This window comes from Hyphomicrobium facile (assembly GCF_900116175.1).
GTDB lineage: Bacteria > Pseudomonadota > Alphaproteobacteria > Rhizobiales > Hyphomicrobiaceae > Hyphomicrobium_B > Hyphomicrobium_B facile.
Window position 1 is genome coordinate 1,130,879 of sequence record NZ_FPCH01000001.1, and the last position, 16,629, is coordinate 1,147,507.

The 16,629-nt window shown below is 60.9% G+C and carries 12 protein-coding genes; 5 read left to right on the forward strand and 7 right to left on the reverse strand.

From position 1 onward, the window contains the following. Positions 1 to 2: 2 nt before the first annotated feature. On the reverse strand, positions 3 to 2,921 hold the full coding sequence (gene uvrA, locus BM399_RS05515; protein WP_092866388.1) for an excinuclease ABC subunit UvrA: 2,919 nt from the start codon (positions 2,919 to 2,921) through the stop codon (positions 3 to 5). Between the two features lie 336 nt (positions 2,922 to 3,257). Here uvrA and BM399_RS05520 point away from each other — a divergent pair, with 336 nt between their 5' ends. Further along, positions 3,258 to 3,875, forward strand: a complete 618-nt coding sequence (locus tag BM399_RS05520; protein ID WP_092865270.1) for a hypothetical protein — start codon at positions 3,258 to 3,260, stop codon at positions 3,873 to 3,875. Here BM399_RS05520 and BM399_RS05525 read toward each other — a convergent pair. Next, the gene (locus BM399_RS05525) at positions 3,868 to 4,485 is read right to left on the reverse strand and encodes an AAA family ATPase (RefSeq protein ID WP_092865273.1); all 618 of its coding nucleotides are present in this window, start codon (positions 4,483 to 4,485) and stop codon (positions 3,868 to 3,870) included. The genes BM399_RS05520 and BM399_RS05525 overlap by 8 nt on opposite strands. Positions 4,486 to 5,164: 679 nt before the next feature. On the opposite strand from BM399_RS05525, the gene BM399_RS05530 reads away from it, so the two are divergent. Together BM399_RS05530 and BM399_RS05535 are read left to right on the forward strand one after the other, a co-directional pair. Next, positions 5,165 to 6,208 carry an HlyD family secretion protein gene (locus BM399_RS05530; RefSeq protein WP_092866391.1) on the forward strand — a complete coding sequence of 348 codons (1,044 nt, stop codon included), beginning with the start codon at positions 5,165 to 5,167 and terminating at the stop codon, positions 6,206 to 6,208. Next, positions 6,208 to 7,755, forward strand: coding sequence for a DHA2 family efflux MFS transporter permease subunit (locus tag BM399_RS05535; protein WP_092865276.1), 1,548 nt, complete (start codon positions 6,208 to 6,210; stop codon positions 7,753 to 7,755). The genes BM399_RS05530 and BM399_RS05535 overlap by 1 nt, the downstream gene beginning before the upstream one ends. A 26-nt stretch (positions 7,756 to 7,781) precedes the next feature. On the opposite strand, the gene BM399_RS05540 is transcribed toward BM399_RS05535, so the two are convergent. Beyond that, positions 7,782 to 8,174 carry a GFA family protein gene (locus BM399_RS05540; protein WP_092865279.1) on the reverse strand — a complete coding sequence of 131 codons (393 nt, stop codon included), beginning with the start codon at positions 8,172 to 8,174 and terminating at the stop codon, positions 7,782 to 7,784. Positions 8,175 to 8,818: 644 nt separating this feature from the next. Next, entirely contained in the window at positions 8,819 to 9,187 is a 369-nt protein-coding gene (locus tag BM399_RS05545; protein WP_092865282.1) for a YkgJ family cysteine cluster protein, read from the reverse strand. 449 nt (positions 9,188 to 9,636) lie between these two features. Between BM399_RS05545 and BM399_RS05550 the strand changes: the two genes are divergently transcribed. After that, positions 9,637 to 10,173 carry a single-stranded DNA-binding protein gene (locus BM399_RS05550; protein WP_092865285.1) on the forward strand — a complete coding sequence of 179 codons (537 nt, stop codon included), beginning with the start codon at positions 9,637 to 9,639 and terminating at the stop codon, positions 10,171 to 10,173. A gap of 434 nt (positions 10,174 to 10,607) precedes the next feature. Here BM399_RS05550 and BM399_RS05555 read toward each other — a convergent pair whose 3' ends face one another. Continuing rightward, positions 10,608 to 11,591: a cation diffusion facilitator family transporter gene (locus tag BM399_RS05555; RefSeq protein ID WP_092865288.1), complete on the reverse strand. Its 984-nt coding sequence runs from the start codon at positions 11,589 to 11,591 to the stop codon at positions 10,608 to 10,610. A 155-nt stretch (positions 11,592 to 11,746) separates the two neighbouring features. Beyond that, positions 11,747 to 12,427: an OmpW/AlkL family protein gene (locus BM399_RS05560; protein ID WP_092865291.1), complete on the reverse strand. Its 681-nt coding sequence runs from the start codon at positions 12,425 to 12,427 to the stop codon at positions 11,747 to 11,749. A 262-nt stretch (positions 12,428 to 12,689) separates the two neighbouring features. Here BM399_RS05560 and BM399_RS05565 point away from each other — a divergent pair, with 262 nt between their 5' ends. Then, entirely contained in the window at positions 12,690 to 13,439 is a 750-nt protein-coding gene (locus BM399_RS05565; protein ID WP_244531086.1) for a Crp/Fnr family transcriptional regulator, read from the forward strand. A gap of 159 nt (positions 13,440 to 13,598) precedes the next feature. Here BM399_RS05565 and gyrA read toward each other — a convergent pair whose 3' ends face one another. Then, a complete protein-coding gene (gyrA, locus tag BM399_RS05570; RefSeq protein WP_092865294.1) occupies positions 13,599 to 16,343 on the reverse strand; it encodes a DNA gyrase subunit A in 2,745 nt (914 codons plus the stop codon). Positions 16,344 to 16,629 lie beyond the last annotated feature (286 nt).

The window sequence follows — 16,629 nt, forward strand, 5'->3', positions numbered from 1 at the left end:
AGTTACTCCGCTGCCAGTTTCTTGTTCGCGGGCTTGGGCTTTCGCGCGAGGACGGGCTTCAGGTATTGCCCGGTGTAGCTTTCCTTGGTCTTGGCGACGTCTTCGGGGGTGCCGGCAGCAACAATAGTGCCGCCGCCGTCGCCGCCTTCGGGGCCGAGGTCGATGACCCAGTCGGCCGTCTTGATGACTTCGAGGTTGTGCTCGATGACGACGACGGTGTTGCCCGCGTCGGCAAGCTCGTGCAGCACTTCCAGAAGTTTCGCGACGTCGTGGAAGTGGAGGCCGGTCGTCGGCTCGTCGAGGATGTACAGCGTGCGTCCCGTCGCGCGCCGCGACAGCTCCTTCGACAGCTTGATGCGCTGCGCCTCGCCGCCCGATAGCGTCGTCGCCTGCTGGCCGATGTGGATGTAGCCCAGGCCGACGCGCGCGAGCGTTTCGAGCTTGTCGCGTATCGACGGCACGGCCTTGAAGAACTCTGCGCCTTCCTCGACCGTCATGTCGAGCACGTCGGCGATGGACTTCTCCTTGAAGGTGACGGCGAGCGTCTCGCGATTGTAGCGCTTGCCCTTGCATTCCTCGCACGTGACGTAGACGTCGGGCAGGAAGTGCATCTCGATCTTGATGACGCCGTCGCCCTGGCAGACTTCGCAGCGTCCGCCCTTGACGTTGAAGGAGAAGCGTCCCGGCTCGTAGCCGCGCGTTTTCGCTTCGGGGAGGCCTGCGAACCATTCGCGGATGGGCGTGAAGGCGCCCGTGTAGGTCGCGGGGTTCGAGCGCGGCGTGCGTCCGATCGGGCTCTGGTCGATGTCGATGATCTTGTCGAAGTGCTCGATGCCGGTGATCTTGTCGTGCTCGCCCGGATGTTCCTTGGCGTTGTTGAGCTTCCTCGCGACGGCCTTGAAGAGCGTGTCGATGAGCAGCGTCGATTTTCCGCCGCCGGAGACGCCGGTGATGCAGGTGAAGAGGCCGACGGGGATCGAGGCGGAGACGTTCTTCAGGTTGTTTTCGCGCGCACCGGTGACAGTGAGCATTTTCGATTTGTCGGGGGCGCGGCGCTTCTTCGGGACCGGCACGTAGCGGACGCCCGACAGGTATTCGCCGGTGAGGCTCGCCGGATTGTCCATGACGTCCTGCGGCGTGCCTTGCGCGACGATGCGGCCGCCGTGGATGCCCGCTCCCGGTCCGACGTCGACGACGTAATCGGCGCTCATGATCGCGTCCTCGTCGTGCTCGACGACGATCACGGTGTTGCCGATGTCTCTGAGGTGCTTCAGCGTGTCGAGCAGGCGATCGTTGTCGCGCTGGTGGAGGCCGATCGACGGCTCGTCGAGGACGTAGAGCACGCCGGTCAGGCCCGAGCCGATCTGGGACGCGAGGCGTATGCGCTGGCTTTCGCCGCCGGACAGCGTGCCGGATGCGCGCGACATCGTGAGGTACGTCAGGCCGACGTCGTTCAGGAATTTCAGGCGGTCGCGGATTTCCTTCAGGATGCGCGTTGCGATTTCCGATTGCTGCTTGGTGAAGGTCTTCGGGATTTCCGCGAACCAGTCGTTGGCGGTCTTGATCGAGAGATCGCAGACTTCGCCGATGTGCTTGCCGCCAACCTTCACGGCGAGCGCCTGCGGCTTCAGCCGGTAGCCGCCGCAGCCTTCGCACGGGTGCGCCGCCTGATAGCGCGACAGCTCTTCGCGGACCCAGTCAGAGTCGGTTTCCTTGAAGCGCCGCGCGATGTTGCCGATGACGCCTTCGAAGGGCTTCTCGGTCGAATAATTGCGCGTGCCGTCCCAGTAGGTGAAGACGATGTCTTCGTCGCCCGAGCCGAAGAGGATCGCGAGCTGCACGTGCTTCGGCAGCCGCTCCCACGGCGTCTTCATCGAAATCTTGTAGTGCTTCGCCAAGCTCTCGAGCGTCTGCTCGTAATAGGGAGACGAGACGCCGGTTTTCGCCCACGGATAGATCGCGCCCTTTTCGAGAGAGAGCGATCCGTCCGGCACGACGAGGTCGGGCTCGAAGCGGAGTTCGGAGCCGAGGCCGTCGCAGACGGGGCAGGCGCCCGCGGGGGCGTTGAACGAAAAGAGCCGGGGTTCGATTTCGTCGATCGTGAAGCCCGAGACGGGGCAGGCGAAGCGCGACGAGAAGATGATCCGCTCGTGCGTATCGTTCTTCGACTTGTTCGCGCCTTCGGTCTCGGATTTCGAGAGGGGCTTGTCGACGTATTCGGCAATCGCGAGGCCGTCGGCGAGCTTCAGGGATTGCTCGAAGGAATCGGCGAGGCGGGTGCCTAAGTCTTTCTTCACGACGATGCGATCGACGACGACGTCGATGTCGTGCTTGTACTTCTTGTCGAGCTTCGGGGCGTCACCGATGTCGTAGACGGTGCCGTTGATCTTGACGCGCTGGTAGCCCTTCTTCTGCCACTCGGCGATTTCCTTCTTGTATTCGCCTTTGCGGCCGCGCACGACCGGCGCGAGGATCAGAAGGCGGGTGCCCTCAGGCAGCGCCAGCACGCGGTCGACCATTTGCGCGACGGTCTGGCTTTCGATGGGGAGCCCGGTCGCGGGCGAATACGGAACGCCGACGCGCGCGAAGAGGAGACGCAGATAGTCGTAGATCTCGGTGACCGTGCCGACGGTGGAGCGGGGATTTTTCGACGTCGTCTTCTGCTCGATCGAGATGGCGGGCGACAGACCGTCGATGTGATCGACGTCGGGCTTCTGCATCATCTCGAGGAACTGGCGGGCATAGGCCGAAAGGCTTTCGACATAGCGGCGCTGGCCCTCGGCGTAGATCGTATCGAACGCCAGGGACGACTTCCCCGAGCCCGACAGCCCCGTAAAGACGACGAGCGCGTCACGCGGGATCTCGAGATCGACGTTTTTCAAATTGTGTTCACGCGCCCCGCGCACGTGGATAGTTTTCATCAGTTCGGACCCGGCGCGGGCGGGCGGCTTTTTCGCAGGTGATTTCATGAGGTAACGTCTACCCGAGGGGGGCTGGGGCGGCAATGCGACCCGAGCAAGCGCTCACAGATGATGCGCGGGCGTCGGGATTTCAAGGCTTTAGGTCGCTTTCGGAGCCGGCTGCCGGTGGGGGCGGTACCCCGGCGACCCGGAAGCCCGGCTCAGCCCTGCCCGGCGAGAATGTTTCCTCCCGGGCATCCGTTCACGGGTCTGTCAGCAAGCCGTCAGCATTCAGCCTTGACGGCACGGTAAGGCTCGCCGAAACCAGTCAAGCGTCGCTACCGGGAGGGCATATCAATGAGCGAAGCTCCATCTCTGCTGAATCTTGCGCACCCCGCGCATCCGGTGAACCGGAGCATTTCGGTCGTCAAGCTGCTCGTGCTTGCGGTTTCCGTTGCAGCTGCCGTCCCGACGGCGCGCAATCTCTATTTCTCGTGGAAAAACGACGTGCCGTTCAACCAGGTCGATCACCGGCTGGCGCAGGCCAAGCTTCTCGAGAAGAATTTCGATTGCAAGATCGACTACCGGTCGCTCGCGACGCAAGGCAATGCGCGGGTGGATGTGGGCTCATGTTCAAAGACCGGCGATATCTCGATCCGGGTGAAGAGCCCTGATGGCCAGGTGAACTACGAGTGGATCGCGTTCGAGCAGTTGCCGAAGCCGGCCTCGAGATCGGGAAGCCTCGTCGATCTTCTGATATCGCGCGCCTTCGCTGATGAATTGCAGCCGTCGAGCGATACGCCGATCGTGATCGCGCAGGATGCTGCCGTGCTTTGCCAGAGCAAGGCGGGCGACAACATCATCCGCGTCGTTCAGTCGGGCGGGCAGTGCGTCCAGGAAACGGTTTCCATTTTCCGCGGCTCCGTCGAGAAGAGCGAGCCGGTGCCGTGCGATAAGGCGTGCCCGATCAGGTGAGGCAAAGCGCAGGTTCCGCAACTGTTGTTGCAACATGCGCAATTAGAAAAGCGAATTCTCGCGGCACGGCCTTCGCCAGCCTCGAATAGGCATCGAATCGCGCCAATGCCGGAAGCGTTTCGATGATCTGTTCGGCAAGGTCGTCGACGGGACTTTCGGCGTTCAATACCGTGTGCCTATGGGCGTACCAGGGGTTCCATTTCTTCCGGGCGGCGACAATCCCTTTCCATTCGCGCGCGTCTTGTCCGAAAGAGTTGCCGGTCCTGGAAAGGAGGCGTCGTCGCGTCGTGGCTTCGGATGCTTCAAGCACAAAAATCTTCTTGAAGCGCGGCAGGTACATTTCCACGTTGCCGCTAATCCCGCAGATAAATCTCGGTTTCGGTGAGCGAAGCCATTCTTCCATTATCTCCTCATTCCAGAAAATCCCGTGCTTGCTGACATCGACGGGGCGCTCCGGCGTTGGGATGGCCTTCTTTGTTTTCAGACATCTCCACTCGGTCAGGGTCTGATCGATGTCGGCGTCGATCGCGCGGAATCCGCGCCGGGACAACTCGGCGGCGAGCGTCGATTTACCTGTTCCGCTGTGGCCCGTGATCAGGAATAGAGGCATGGCTTTGAGGGTCGCTCCTAAGTTTCTTTTTGGGTCAAGACGGCCGCTGTGTTCTGCGCGGCGCGTCGAGCCGATCGTGGTCGCGGAAGATGCGTCCGAGCTATGCCAGAGGGGAAGGCCGGCGACAACATCGTGCGTGTCGTTCAGCCGTGTCGTTCAGGCGGGCGGGCACTGCGTGAAGGAAACGGTTTCCATTTTCCGCGCTTCCGTTGAAAAGAGCGAGGCTCAGCCTTGCGATAAGGCGTGTCCGATCAAGTAACGGATTTGCTGATCGAAATATCCAGCGATGCGGTTCGCTAAGTGCGGTTCGCTAAGTGCGATCTCGGGGTGCCGCGAAGTTGCGGCTCGTTTTAGCAAATACCGAGCAACTCAAGAAGTCGTCCCGCAAGAATCCGGGCTGATACTCTCTCGATGGAACATTGCTCTTTCCCGCCAGCTTCATAATGGCTGGGCCTGGTGTTCCTTCGAGGCAGCAAAGACCTGCGCTTGCAAATGTTCCGCGCTTTTGAGGCGGAAGCCAGCCTTCAGTGGGGCCGAACTGCCGTCCCGATGCGCCGGAGGGGAAACGTGCCTTGGGGGCGACCCTTAGGGGGGCGACTGTTGGAGCGCCATTGTGACCTCGACTGCCACGGATCTCAAAACCAAAGACGTTACGGTTGACGACAAGCCGAAGCATCCGGTGATACGGCGAACATTGCTGATCCTGGGGCCAGTCGTCGCCGCTGGTATTGGGCTTTGGCTTTACCTGACCGGCGGCACGTATGTCAGCGAGCAGGATTCCTACGTCCACGCCGCCAATGTCACCATCAACCCGCAGGTTGCGGGCCAGGTGAGCCGGGTGGCAGTCGGGCCGAACGAACTCGTGAAGGAAGGCCAGCTGCTGTTCGTGATCGATCCGGAGCCCTTCCAGATCACGCTCGACGGAGCGAAGGCCAACTTGGAGACCGTCAGCCATAAGCTCAGAGCGCTCGTCGCGACCTACAAGCAGAATCTAGCGGATGTGGCGCAGGCTAAGGCTGACGTCGTCTACGCCAAACAGGAATTCGATCGCATCAGTGCGCTCGTGAAGGATGCCGTGGCAACGGAGGCGCAATTCGATCAGGCGCAGAAGGAGCTGCGCGTCGCCCAGCAGGCCGAGCGGGCAGCAGAATCCAATGCCGCAGCCACTTTGGCGGACTTGGGCGGCAACGTCGACATACCGATCGAACAGCACGCCAGCTATATGGCGGCGAAAGCGAAGGTCGCTCTCGCAGAGCGCAATGTGCGCCTCACCCGTATCCTCGCGCCTTTCGCCGGGACCGCAACAAGGGTCGAGAATATCCAGCCGGGGAGCTATTTGACCGTCGGGGCGTCGGCCTTCTCGTTGATCGGGTCTGATACCTGGGTGGATGCGAATATCAAGGAAACGGATCTCACGCACATCAAGGTCGGAGATCCGGCGACGATCGTTCTAGATTCCTATCCGGGGCAGACGCTGCAGGCGAAAGTGCAAAGCATCACGCCGGCAAGCGGATCCGTGTTCGCGTTGATCCCGGCCCAGAACGCCTCCGGCAACTGGGTCAAGGTCGTGCAGCGCATGCCGGTTCGGCTCATCGTCACGAAGCCCGACCCGAACGTCGTGATGCGCGACGGCGCGAGCGCGACCGTCTCGATCGATACCGGCTATCACCGCACGCTTAGAACGCTGTGGCGCGACCTGACCGGCTTGGTGGGATTCAGCTGATGTCGGGCGCCGCCGCAGCAGCACCAAGGCCGTTGGCGGGTTCGACACTGGCCTTCGTAACTGTTTGCGTGATGACGGCGGCGCTGATGGAGGCGTTGGATTCGACGATCGCCAACGTCGCGCTGCCGTACATGAAGGGCAGCCTCGCAACGACCGAATACCAGATCGAATGGGTGCTCACCTCCTACATCGTCGCCGCCGCGATCATCACTCCGGCGACGGGCTGGCTCGATGCGCGTTTCGGCCGGCGCCCGGTGTTCCTCATCTGTGTCGTCGGCTTCATTATTTTCTCGATGCTTTGCGGGACCGCCACGAACATCAGCGAGATGGTCACCTACCGCGTCATGCAGGGCGTGTTTGGCGCGCCACTCGTACCGCTGTCTCAGGCTGTTCTTCTCGACAGCTATCCGCTCTCTCAGCGCGGACAGGCGATGGCGATCTTCGGCATCGGCGTGATGCTGGGGCCGATCCTCGGGCCGACGCTCGGAGGCTGGCTGACCCAGAATTACAACTGGCGCTGGGTGTTCTACGTCAACGTGCCGTTCGGTGTCCTGACGTTTGTGCTCGGCTGGTTCTTTCTGGCGGAAAGGGACAAAATACCCAACGAAAAGCTCGACTGGATGGGCTTCGCGACGCTTAGTCTAGGGATAGCGTCTCTGCAGCTATTTCTCGACCGGGGCCAGCAACTCGACTGGTTTTCGTCGACGGAAATCAAGATCGAATTTGCGCTCGCGATCCTCGGCTTCTACCTCTTCATCGTCCACACGGCGACGGCGCGAAAGGCGTTCCTCGACGGTCGATTGTTCGTCGACCGAAATTTCGTGATGGGGAATGTGCTGATTTTCATCGTCGGCGCGGTGCTGCTTGCGACGTTGTCTCTGCTGTCGCCTTATCTTGAAGATCTAATGAACTATCCGGTGATGACAGCCGGACTGGTTCTCGCCCCGCGGGGCCTCGGCACAATGGCGGCGATGGTATTGGTTGGACGGCTGATATCGGTCGTCGACAGCAAATATCTATTGTTGGCCGGCTTGGTCATGACCGCCATCTCGCTCTATCAGATGAGCCAGTTCACGGCGGATATCTCGCAAGCGACGATCATCAATACCGGGATCATCCAAGGTTTCGGTCTCGGCTTCGTCTTCGTGCCGCTCAGCACAGTGACTTTCGCGACGCTGCCCGATGCGCTCAACGCGCAAGGGACCGGTTTCTTCAACCTGATGCGCAATGTCGGATCGAGCGTCGGCATTTCGGTGACGTCGTTCCTGTTGACCCGAAATTCCGACATCATGCATTCGGACCTCGCCGGCCACATCTCACCCTATAGCCGCGCCGTTCAAGATCTCGGTTCGACGATCGACCTGCACACGGAGAAGGGCAAGGCGATCGTCAACGATCTGGTCAACGCCCAGGCGGCGAACATCGCTTACGAAGATAATTTCCGGCTGATGATGTACCTGACCATTCTCTCGATGCCGCTCGTGTTCTTGCTGCGCCATACCAAGCCGGTGAAGGCGCATCACGCCACGGCCGGCGAAAGCGCGTAACGTGACGCGCCCCCGCCAGCCGATCGTCACCATTCGTCTTTTTGCGGCAAGCCGTCGGTGATGTCGTAGTAGTCGGATTTCGACGCGACGAAGATGTGCCCGCTGATCTTGAGATCCGTCGGTTGGTCGAGTGTTCCGGCTGTGATGTAGATGTCGGGGGCATCTGTTTGTTTCCAAAACAGATTGCTGCCGCAGCGCGAGCAGAAGCCCCTGTTCCCCGTCTCGGACGATTGAAACCAACGGAGCGCTTCGTCGGACAACATCGCAACGTTGCCGGCAGCGGTGCTCGTCATTGTCGCAAAGTTACCGCTCGTCTTGGCGCATTGCGAGCAGTGACACGCCACAATGGGATTGAGCGTGCCGTCGACTTCAAAACGCACGCTTTTACAGAGGCAACCGCCGCTTTTCTTTGCTGTCATCGTTGTCGTCTTTCGTTGGTGATTTCAGTTCTGACGCGAGTGCCCGTACATAACAGAGGAAATATGCGGGGGCGATAATGTGATCGATTTCCGCTTCGTGACGGGTTGACGACAAGAGGTTTGAAGCACACATTTGTATTGTGACGGTGCTGCTTTCGCTGACCGTTCCGGTAAATGCGTCTCGGCCGATGGGCCGATGAGCTGCGGTTTGGACAGCGAGCCGTGTCTGTTCGTGAGCGCGTAATGGCCCCGAGCTGATGCGGTAGGTAGCAGGCGTGACGGCGCAATTCTTGCGAGGAGAGGAGATGACTCCACCGGGTTATCAGACGAGACCTCGAGGACGTTCGCGAGGTCAGCAGCTAAGGTGAGCGCTCTCGAGAACTTGGCCGCGCTTGGCTGGGCTGTTTCCATAACAATTTGGATTATTCGTGAGGGCGGCGAAACCGCATCCTCAATTAAGGTCCGGTTATAATCTGGGCCATCCATCGAAGGTTAGAACCCCGCGCGTGATCCGAGGATCCGGCGGGGTTTTCTATTTTGATTGCGCGTTGGCGACTCCCCTGCGGGGGAGCCGGCCGCCTGTGCCGGACGTTATTGCGCTTGCGACTCCGCTTGGAGCCGGCCGCCACGCGCGGCAAATTCTGTCAGTCTTTGTGATTGGTGATGGCGGCGAACGTCGGGTCGTTCTGGCAGCGGCGCTCGTGCATCAGGAAATCATAATATCCGCAGCGGCCGTGGCCCGGATAATCGCGGCAGGCGGCCGGGCGCGCCTTATAGATCGTGCAGCGGCGTTCCTTGGTGTCGAAGAACTGGCAGATGCGGCCGTAGATTTTATCGCCCTTGCGGCGCATCAGGTATTTGTGGCCGTGGCCTTCGCGCGTGAATCGCCGCTTCGCCGTTTCGTATTTCAGCGTGAAATGTTTGGCGAGGCGTTCGACGTCGCGCTTGTTCAGCGCGATAACCGGATACGAACAGCAATATCCCGGACAGTTGAGGCAATTGTAGTGTGCCATTTGCGGCGTGGTGCTCCGAGGGCGCGCGCTCGCGCTATTATCTACAACGGCCTAGACGATGCTGCATGTCAGTCAAGAAGACATTCCTGGCACCGCAACACAATTTGGCGGCTGGGGCGGGGGGTGAGGATTCGCAGTGTCACTGTGAGGCCCTGCACGACCCCACTTGCGCGGATGGGGCGGTTTCCTATATAGAACAATTAGAGAACGTCCCACGGTCTGCCGCGCGTCTGGACTTCAGACGCCAAGGCCGTGGACAACAGTAAATGATTGGAAGAAGGCCGGTCGACGAGCCTTTAATATCGGCAGAGAGATTCCGCTCGCTTGAGCGGCGTGTCGATGCAACTCAATTGGTGCTGGCGTGTAGGAACTCCGTCGGCGCTGCGATCTGGCGGCCAACGCAATATGCGATCTGGCGGTCATCGCATTTCATTTAAGGAGACGAACGAATGGCAGGGTCGGTCAATAAGGTCATTCTGGTTGGCAATGTCGGCAAGGACCCTGAGATCCGCCGCACGCAAGACGGCCGACCGATCGCCAACTTGAGCATCGCGACGAGCGATACGTGGCGCGACAAGGCAACGGGCGAGCGCAAGGAAAAGACCGAGTGGCATCGCGTCGTCGTCTTCAGCGAGCCGCTTTGCAAGGTCATCGAGCAGTACGTCAAGAAGGGCGCGAAGCTCTACATCGAAGGCGCGCTGCAGACGCGCAAGTGGACCGATCAGAGCGGCGCCGAGAAGTATTCGACCGAGGTCGTCATTCAGGGCTTCAATGGTGCGCTGACGATGCTTGATGGCGCCGGTGGCGGTCGTGGCGCATCGGTCGGGATGCAGGAGAGCGGCGCCGATTACGGTTCGGACGGCGGGTTCGGCTCGTCCAACTCGGGTTCTGGCAGCTCAGGCGGTGGCGACACGCGTCGCGTCGCCAAGACCGGCGCTCCGAAGGGCGGCTTCGACAAGGCAATCGACGACGAGATTCCTTTCTAAGTTTGCACTTGGCGACGCTTTATTAGTTTGCACTTGGCGACTCCGCTACGCGGAGCCGGCCGCCAAGTGCGGAAGTTTGATTTTGCTCGTGGCGACTCGCGTTCTGCGAGCCGGCCGCCACGAGCGGCCTTGTGGGGACGCCAGATTTCTACTTGGCACTTGGCGACTCCCCTCCGGGGAGGCGGCCGCCAAGTGCGGACGTCTGATTGCTCGTGGCGCTCTTGTGAGTGCCCGTCGCCATCCGCGGTCTTGCGGATATGTTGAGAAACCGGTCGTCACGCGGGTTTGTTTTGAAATGGCGTCAACATGGGTGTTTAGTCAGCCCATTATTGTTTGATGCGATGTCGCCTCTTAATTTCCCCCGGCGCGAGCCGCGACGGGCGCTGGTTTCGGACAGAGGGACAGTCGTTGGCGGAATCGCAGCGTTCTGCGTATCAGTGGGCGGCGCTGCCAACGACTTGGACGTGAGACGCGTTTCTGCTCGCTGCAAACGTCTGCTCCGACTGCACCTCGATGTAGAGATTATGGACTTCCGGATAGCGTGATTTGATCGCCTTCTGCAGTCGCGCCGTCACGTCCTCGACCGTCCTCGCGCTTACCCAATCATCGAAATCGACGCTCGCCGTTACCAGGATGTCCTGGGGTGCGAGGTGCATCGTCCGAATTTCGTTGATCTTACGGATCGGTTTGCCGGAGCCCGTTTCCGTTTCGATGATTTCGCGTATGCCGGTTTGAACGGGTCGCGATGCCGCTTCGCCGACGATGAGCGAGCGGATTTCGCTCGACATGAAGATCGCGACGCAAGCGAGAACGCAACCGATCAAGATCGATGCGACGCCATCGGCCCAATCGTATCCACCAAGATGGGCGGCAAAAGTCCCCAGAAGCGCAATCGTCAAGCCGATCATTGCGGCCAGGTCTTCGAGCACGATTGCGAAGAGCGTCGGGTCTTTCGAGGCTCGGAGCGCGATGATGAAGCCCTGTCCGGACGATCGGCGTCTCTTATTGAATTCACCGACCGCCTTCACGGTCGAATAGCCTTCGAGCAGCATCGCGACGACGAGCACCGCGTAAAGTATGAAAACGTTCTGAAGCGGATGCGGGTGGAGGACCTTATCGACGCCTTCGTAGATCGCGACCACGGCGCCAAGAGAGAAGAGCACCATCGCGACGATGAAGCTCCAGAAGTAGATTTCCTTGCCGTGGCCGAAGGGATGTTGGGCATCCGGCGGCAGTTTTGCGCGGTTGATGCCGAGAAGCAGGAGGAGCTGGTTCGAGGTATCGACGACGGAGTGGATCGCTTCCGAGAGCATCGCCGACGACTGCGTCCAGGCGGCCGCCAGGAACTTCGCGATCGCAATGCCGAGGTTGCACGCGAACGCGACGAAAATAACGCCCTTCGATTCGCCTGCTTCCACTCTCGGTCTCCGCGCTTTTGAGCCTATGCCATCCCTAGCTGAAACGCGGCCGGAGCGTCCAGGCCGTTCAATCGCATACATCGTACACGCACAAAAAAGAGGCCCGGATTTCTCCGGGCCTCAAGGCAAGCGATCACGCGGTCGGCGCGCGAGCGCTATTTGAGCGGGGCGGCGGCTGCCCGAGAGCCGAGGAGGTCCGCCAAGTTGAAGCGGTAGCCGACGCCGACGGATACAATGAGCGGGTCGACGGTGACATCGGCTTTGACGCCGGTGTCTTTCCACGACGCGTCGGTATCGAGCCAGACTTTCTTGATGTCGGCGTTGAGATACCAGCCCCGGCCGATTTCGACGTCGACGCCGCCCTGCAGGGCGAAACCCCAGGAATCGTCGAGGCTGATTTTGGTGCCGCCAAGATCGCTGCGGCCGCCGTCGAAGTAGTGAATGTACTGAACGCCGGCGCCGACGTAGGGCTTGAAGCCGCTGATCGGATCAAAATGATATTGGAGAGTCAGGATCGGCGGGAAGACCCAGAAGCTGCCAAGGTCGGTACCTTTGAGATCGCCTTCGCCCTTCGCGTTGAGGCGCCCGAAGCAGCAAAAAAGCTCGGCGGCGACGTTCTTCGTGAAGAAGTGGGTGAGCGTCAGGGTCGGTATCCACTCGGTGCTGACGTGGGCGTCGGCACCCGGATCGATATTGACCTTCGCACTCGAGTCCGGCGCGACGAGCGTGCCTTGCACGCGCACCAGCGTGTTGCCGCTGTAGTCCCCGGCACTCGCCTTGGCGACGTTCAGCGATAGCCCAAGCGCCAGAAGTACGACCATTCCCACTCTTCGCATCCGTCGGCTCCTCTCAGAGTTCCTGCTGTCCCGCCGAGGCATTTGTCGACTCAGCGGTCTCTATGGGGGTTTATCGGTGCGTCGCTGCAGAGCGCCCAGAGCTCTTAGGCGCTGTCTTCTGACCGGCATCAGAACGATGCCGCGATCTCGATGTCTGTGATACGCGCGACACGGCATTTATTGATTCACATCAAATGCCGCTCCGCTTGTCCGGACGATAACGGCCAATCAAGAAGCCGAGCGCCCGTGCGGAGAGATCACCATGTCCATGATGGCCTACAACTCCGCCTTGAGAAGCGGCGAGCGCGCCGGCGAGCGCGTCAGAGCCGATGCGGAATTGATGCCATTGATGAGGCTTCAAGGGCGCGCGCAGTTCGTGCGCCTTGGCAGCTGCTGTGCGCTTGCGTCGCTTGGCAGCGGCTTCGTCTACGTTGTCGCCAAAGGCGTGGTCGGTATCGAATGCGCGGTTGCTTCCGGCGTCCGCGTCATCACCGCGCTGCTCTATCCCGGTGACGTCGTCGTTCCCGAACTGCAGGCGCCGCTGCCCGGGCTTGCGCTGAGGTCGCAACGGTCGGCCGAATTCTGGAAGATCACGACGACGGCCTTTGCCGAAGAATCGACAAGCGACAATCAGCTCTGGCAGACGATCTTTCTGCGTCTCAACGCTCAGAATGCCCGGCAGCAGATGCACGTGGCGGCGATGTCGGCGCTGAATTCTGAAGAGAAAGTAGCAGCGTTTCTCGTGGAGAGCGGAACCCGGCTCGGAATTCCGTCCGGCCGGTCGATCTCGTTCGAGCTGCCGCTATCTCGCTACAGCATCGCGGATTATCTTTCGCTCAACGCCGATACGGTTTCGCGCACATTCTCAGCGCTCGCCGCAGCGAAGATCATCGAGCGCCGAGGCCGCTTCCACATATCGGTTCGCGACTGGTCGGCGCTCGCAGCAAAATGCCCGCTCAGCGAGGCGATCATCAGGTTGCACGAAGCGGGAAAGCCAGCCCTTACCCGCTGACGGACAAATTCTTCGTATCGGCTCACGCTCATTCCCGGGTCGGTAAAACTCTCACACCACGTCATCCCCGCGAAGGCGGGGATCCGTTCAAACAGAAGTTCTTCGCAACTTTCAGGCTTGGACAGATCCCGGCCTACGCCGGGATGACGTCAGAGTGATTCACTCCGAGACGGCTTCCCGTTCTTCCGCTTCATCCTCGGGGATACGCTCGACGGAAACGACCTTTTCATCGGCGTCCGTCTTGAAGATGCGAACACCCTGGGTGTTGCGTCCGGCGATGCGGATGTCGTGCACGGGGCAGCGGATCAGCTGACCGCCGTCGGTGACGAGCATGATCTGATCGTTCCCACCGATCGGGAAGGATGCGAGCAGGCGGCCGTTGCGATCGTTGACAACCATCGCAACGATGCCCTTGCCGCCACGTCCCGACGTGCGGAACTCGAAGGACGACGAGCGCTTGCCGAAGCCCTTGGTCGAAACGGTCAGCACGAACTGCTCGGCCGCTTGCATGGCCGCGAAACGCTCGGGGCTGAGCGTCACGGCGTCCGCGCTCACCTCTTCCGCGTCGGCTTCCGGCACGGTCTCGGCGTCTTCAGCCTCCTCCGAGCGGCGCAGTGCGCTCGCCTGCTTCAGGTATGCGGCGCGTTCTTCGGCGGAGGCATCGAAGTGATCGAGGATCGCCATCGAAATCAGCTCGTCGCCCTCTTCGAGCCGGACGCCGCGGACGCCCGTCGAGTCGCGTCCCTTGAAGAGACGGATTTCATCGCCGATGAGGAAGCGGATGCACTTGCCTTCCGCGCTCGTCAGCAAGACGTCCTGATCGGGCTTGGCAATGGCGACCTGGACGATGCGATCACCCTCGTCGAGCTTCATCGCAATCTTGCCGTTGCGGTTGATGCTTTCGAAGTCGGCGAGCGCGTTGCGCCGCACGTTGCCGGACAGCGTCGCGAAGATCAGCTCCAGCTCGCCCCAGGTGGTGGAATCCTCCGGCAGCGGCAGGATCGACGTGATCACTTCGCCTTCTGCGAGCGGCAGGAGATTGACGAGCGCCTTGCCGGGCGATTGCGGAGATGCCGGAGGCAGGCGCCAGACCTTCATGCGGTAGCACATGCCGCGCGACGAGAAGAACAGCACGGGCGTGTGCGTCGACGTTACGAAAAGCTGGGTGACGAAATCCTCGTCACGCGTCGACATGCCGGAGCGGCCTTTGCCGCCGCGCCTCTGTGCGCGATAGGCCGCGAGAGGCACCCGCTTGATGTAGCCCTTGTGGCTGACGGTGACGACGCAATCTTCGCGCTGGATCAGGTCTTCGTCGTCGACGTCGCCCTCGAAATCCATGATCTCGGTTTTACGCGGCGTCGCGAATTCGTCTCTGATCGATGTCAGCTCGCCCTTGACGATTTCGACGACGCGGGCGCGCGATGCGAGGATTTCCAGGTATTCCCTGATCTCGATCGCGATCTTGTTCAATTCATCGGCGATTTCATCGCGGCCGAGAGCGGTGAGGCGTGCGAGCCGCAATTCGAGGATCGCTTTCGCCTGTTCCTCGGAAAGGCGGTATGAGCCTTCGGGCCCAACGGTGTGACGCGGATCGGCGATGAGAAGGATCAGCGAAGTCATGTCCTTCGCCGGCCAGTCGCGCGCCATCAATTGCTCTTTCGCCTCGGCGGGAGACGCCGAGTAGCGGATCAGCCTGATCACTTCGTCGATGTTGGCGACGGCGATCGCCAAGCCGACGAGGACGTGGGCGCGATCGCGCGCCTTGTTGAGGAGGTGCTTGATCCGGCGCGTCACGACTTCCTGGCGGAAGTGGGTGAAGGCCGTGATGAAGTCCTTCAGGTTGAGGCTTTCGGGCCGGCCGCCGTTGATCGCCAGCATGTTGGCGCCGAACGTCGTCTGGAGGTCGGAGTACTTATAGAGATTGTTCAAGACGACGTCGGCGACCGCATCGCGCTTCAATTCGATGACGATGCGGATGCCTTCGCGGTTCGATTCGTCCCAGAGGTCGGAGATGCCCTCGATCTTCTTGTCGCGCACGAGGTCGGCGATCTTCTCGATCAGTGTCCGCTTGTTGACCTGATAGGGAATTTCCGTGACGATGAGCGCCTCGCGGTCCTTGCGAATGTTCTCGACCACAACACGCGCGCGCATGATGATCGAGCCGCGGCCCTTGTGATAGGCGGAGAGAATGCCGCCGCGGCCGAGGATGATGCCCGCCGTTGGGAAGTCCGGCCCCTGAATGATCTGGGCCAGCTCGTCGATCGTGATCTCGGGATTTTCGAGTTCGGCGACGCAGGCGTCGATGACTTCGCCGAGATTGTGGGGCGGAATGTTCGTCGCCATGCCGACGGCGATGCCGCCCGCACCGTTGACGAGCAGGTTCGGAAACTTGGCGGGCAGGACGGACGGCTCTTTCAGCTGGCCGTCGTAGTTGTCCTTGAAATCGATCGTATCGTTGTCGAGATCGTCGAGAAGGTATGTCGCGACTTTGGCGAGGCGGGATTCGGTGTAGCGCTCTGCGGCCGGAGGATCGCCGTCGATGGAGCCGAAGTTGCCTTGGCCGTCGACGAGCGGAACGCGGACCGAGAAGTCCTGCGCGAGGCGAACGAGAGCGTCGTAGATCGCGAGGTTGCCGTGCGGATGGTATTTGCCCATCACCTCGCCGACGATACGCGCCGACTTGACGTACTTTTTGTTCCAGTCGAGCCCAAGCTCGTTCATCGCGAAGAGGATGCGGCGGTGCACAGGCTTCAAACCGTCGCGCACGTCGGGCAGCGCACGGGAGATGATGACGCTCATCGCGTAGTCGAGATAGGAGCGCTTCATCTCGTCCGAAATCAGGATCGGACGGATGTCGCTCGGCTCGCGGCCAGCCGGTTGGTCGTCGTCGCTTCTGTCGGTCAAAGTGAGCTCTTTCTGGGGTAAAATCGGGCGGGCTGGATGCGCCGGCGGCCGGTGCAAAATACGTTGCTATACTCTAGCAGAATTGAATTGCGAAAGCCACTCGCGCGGCGTCGTGCCACGGCCCCTTGGCTATCAAAAAATCCTTGTGAAAACAATGCATTGCATCGGCACCCGGTGCCCGGATCGGAACATGTGGACGACTTGCTGCAGACATACTCGGGATCTACAGGCTGAGCCCCGCGAGACAGTGAGCAGATTCGCTCGCCGACGCGGGCGGCGCGGCACC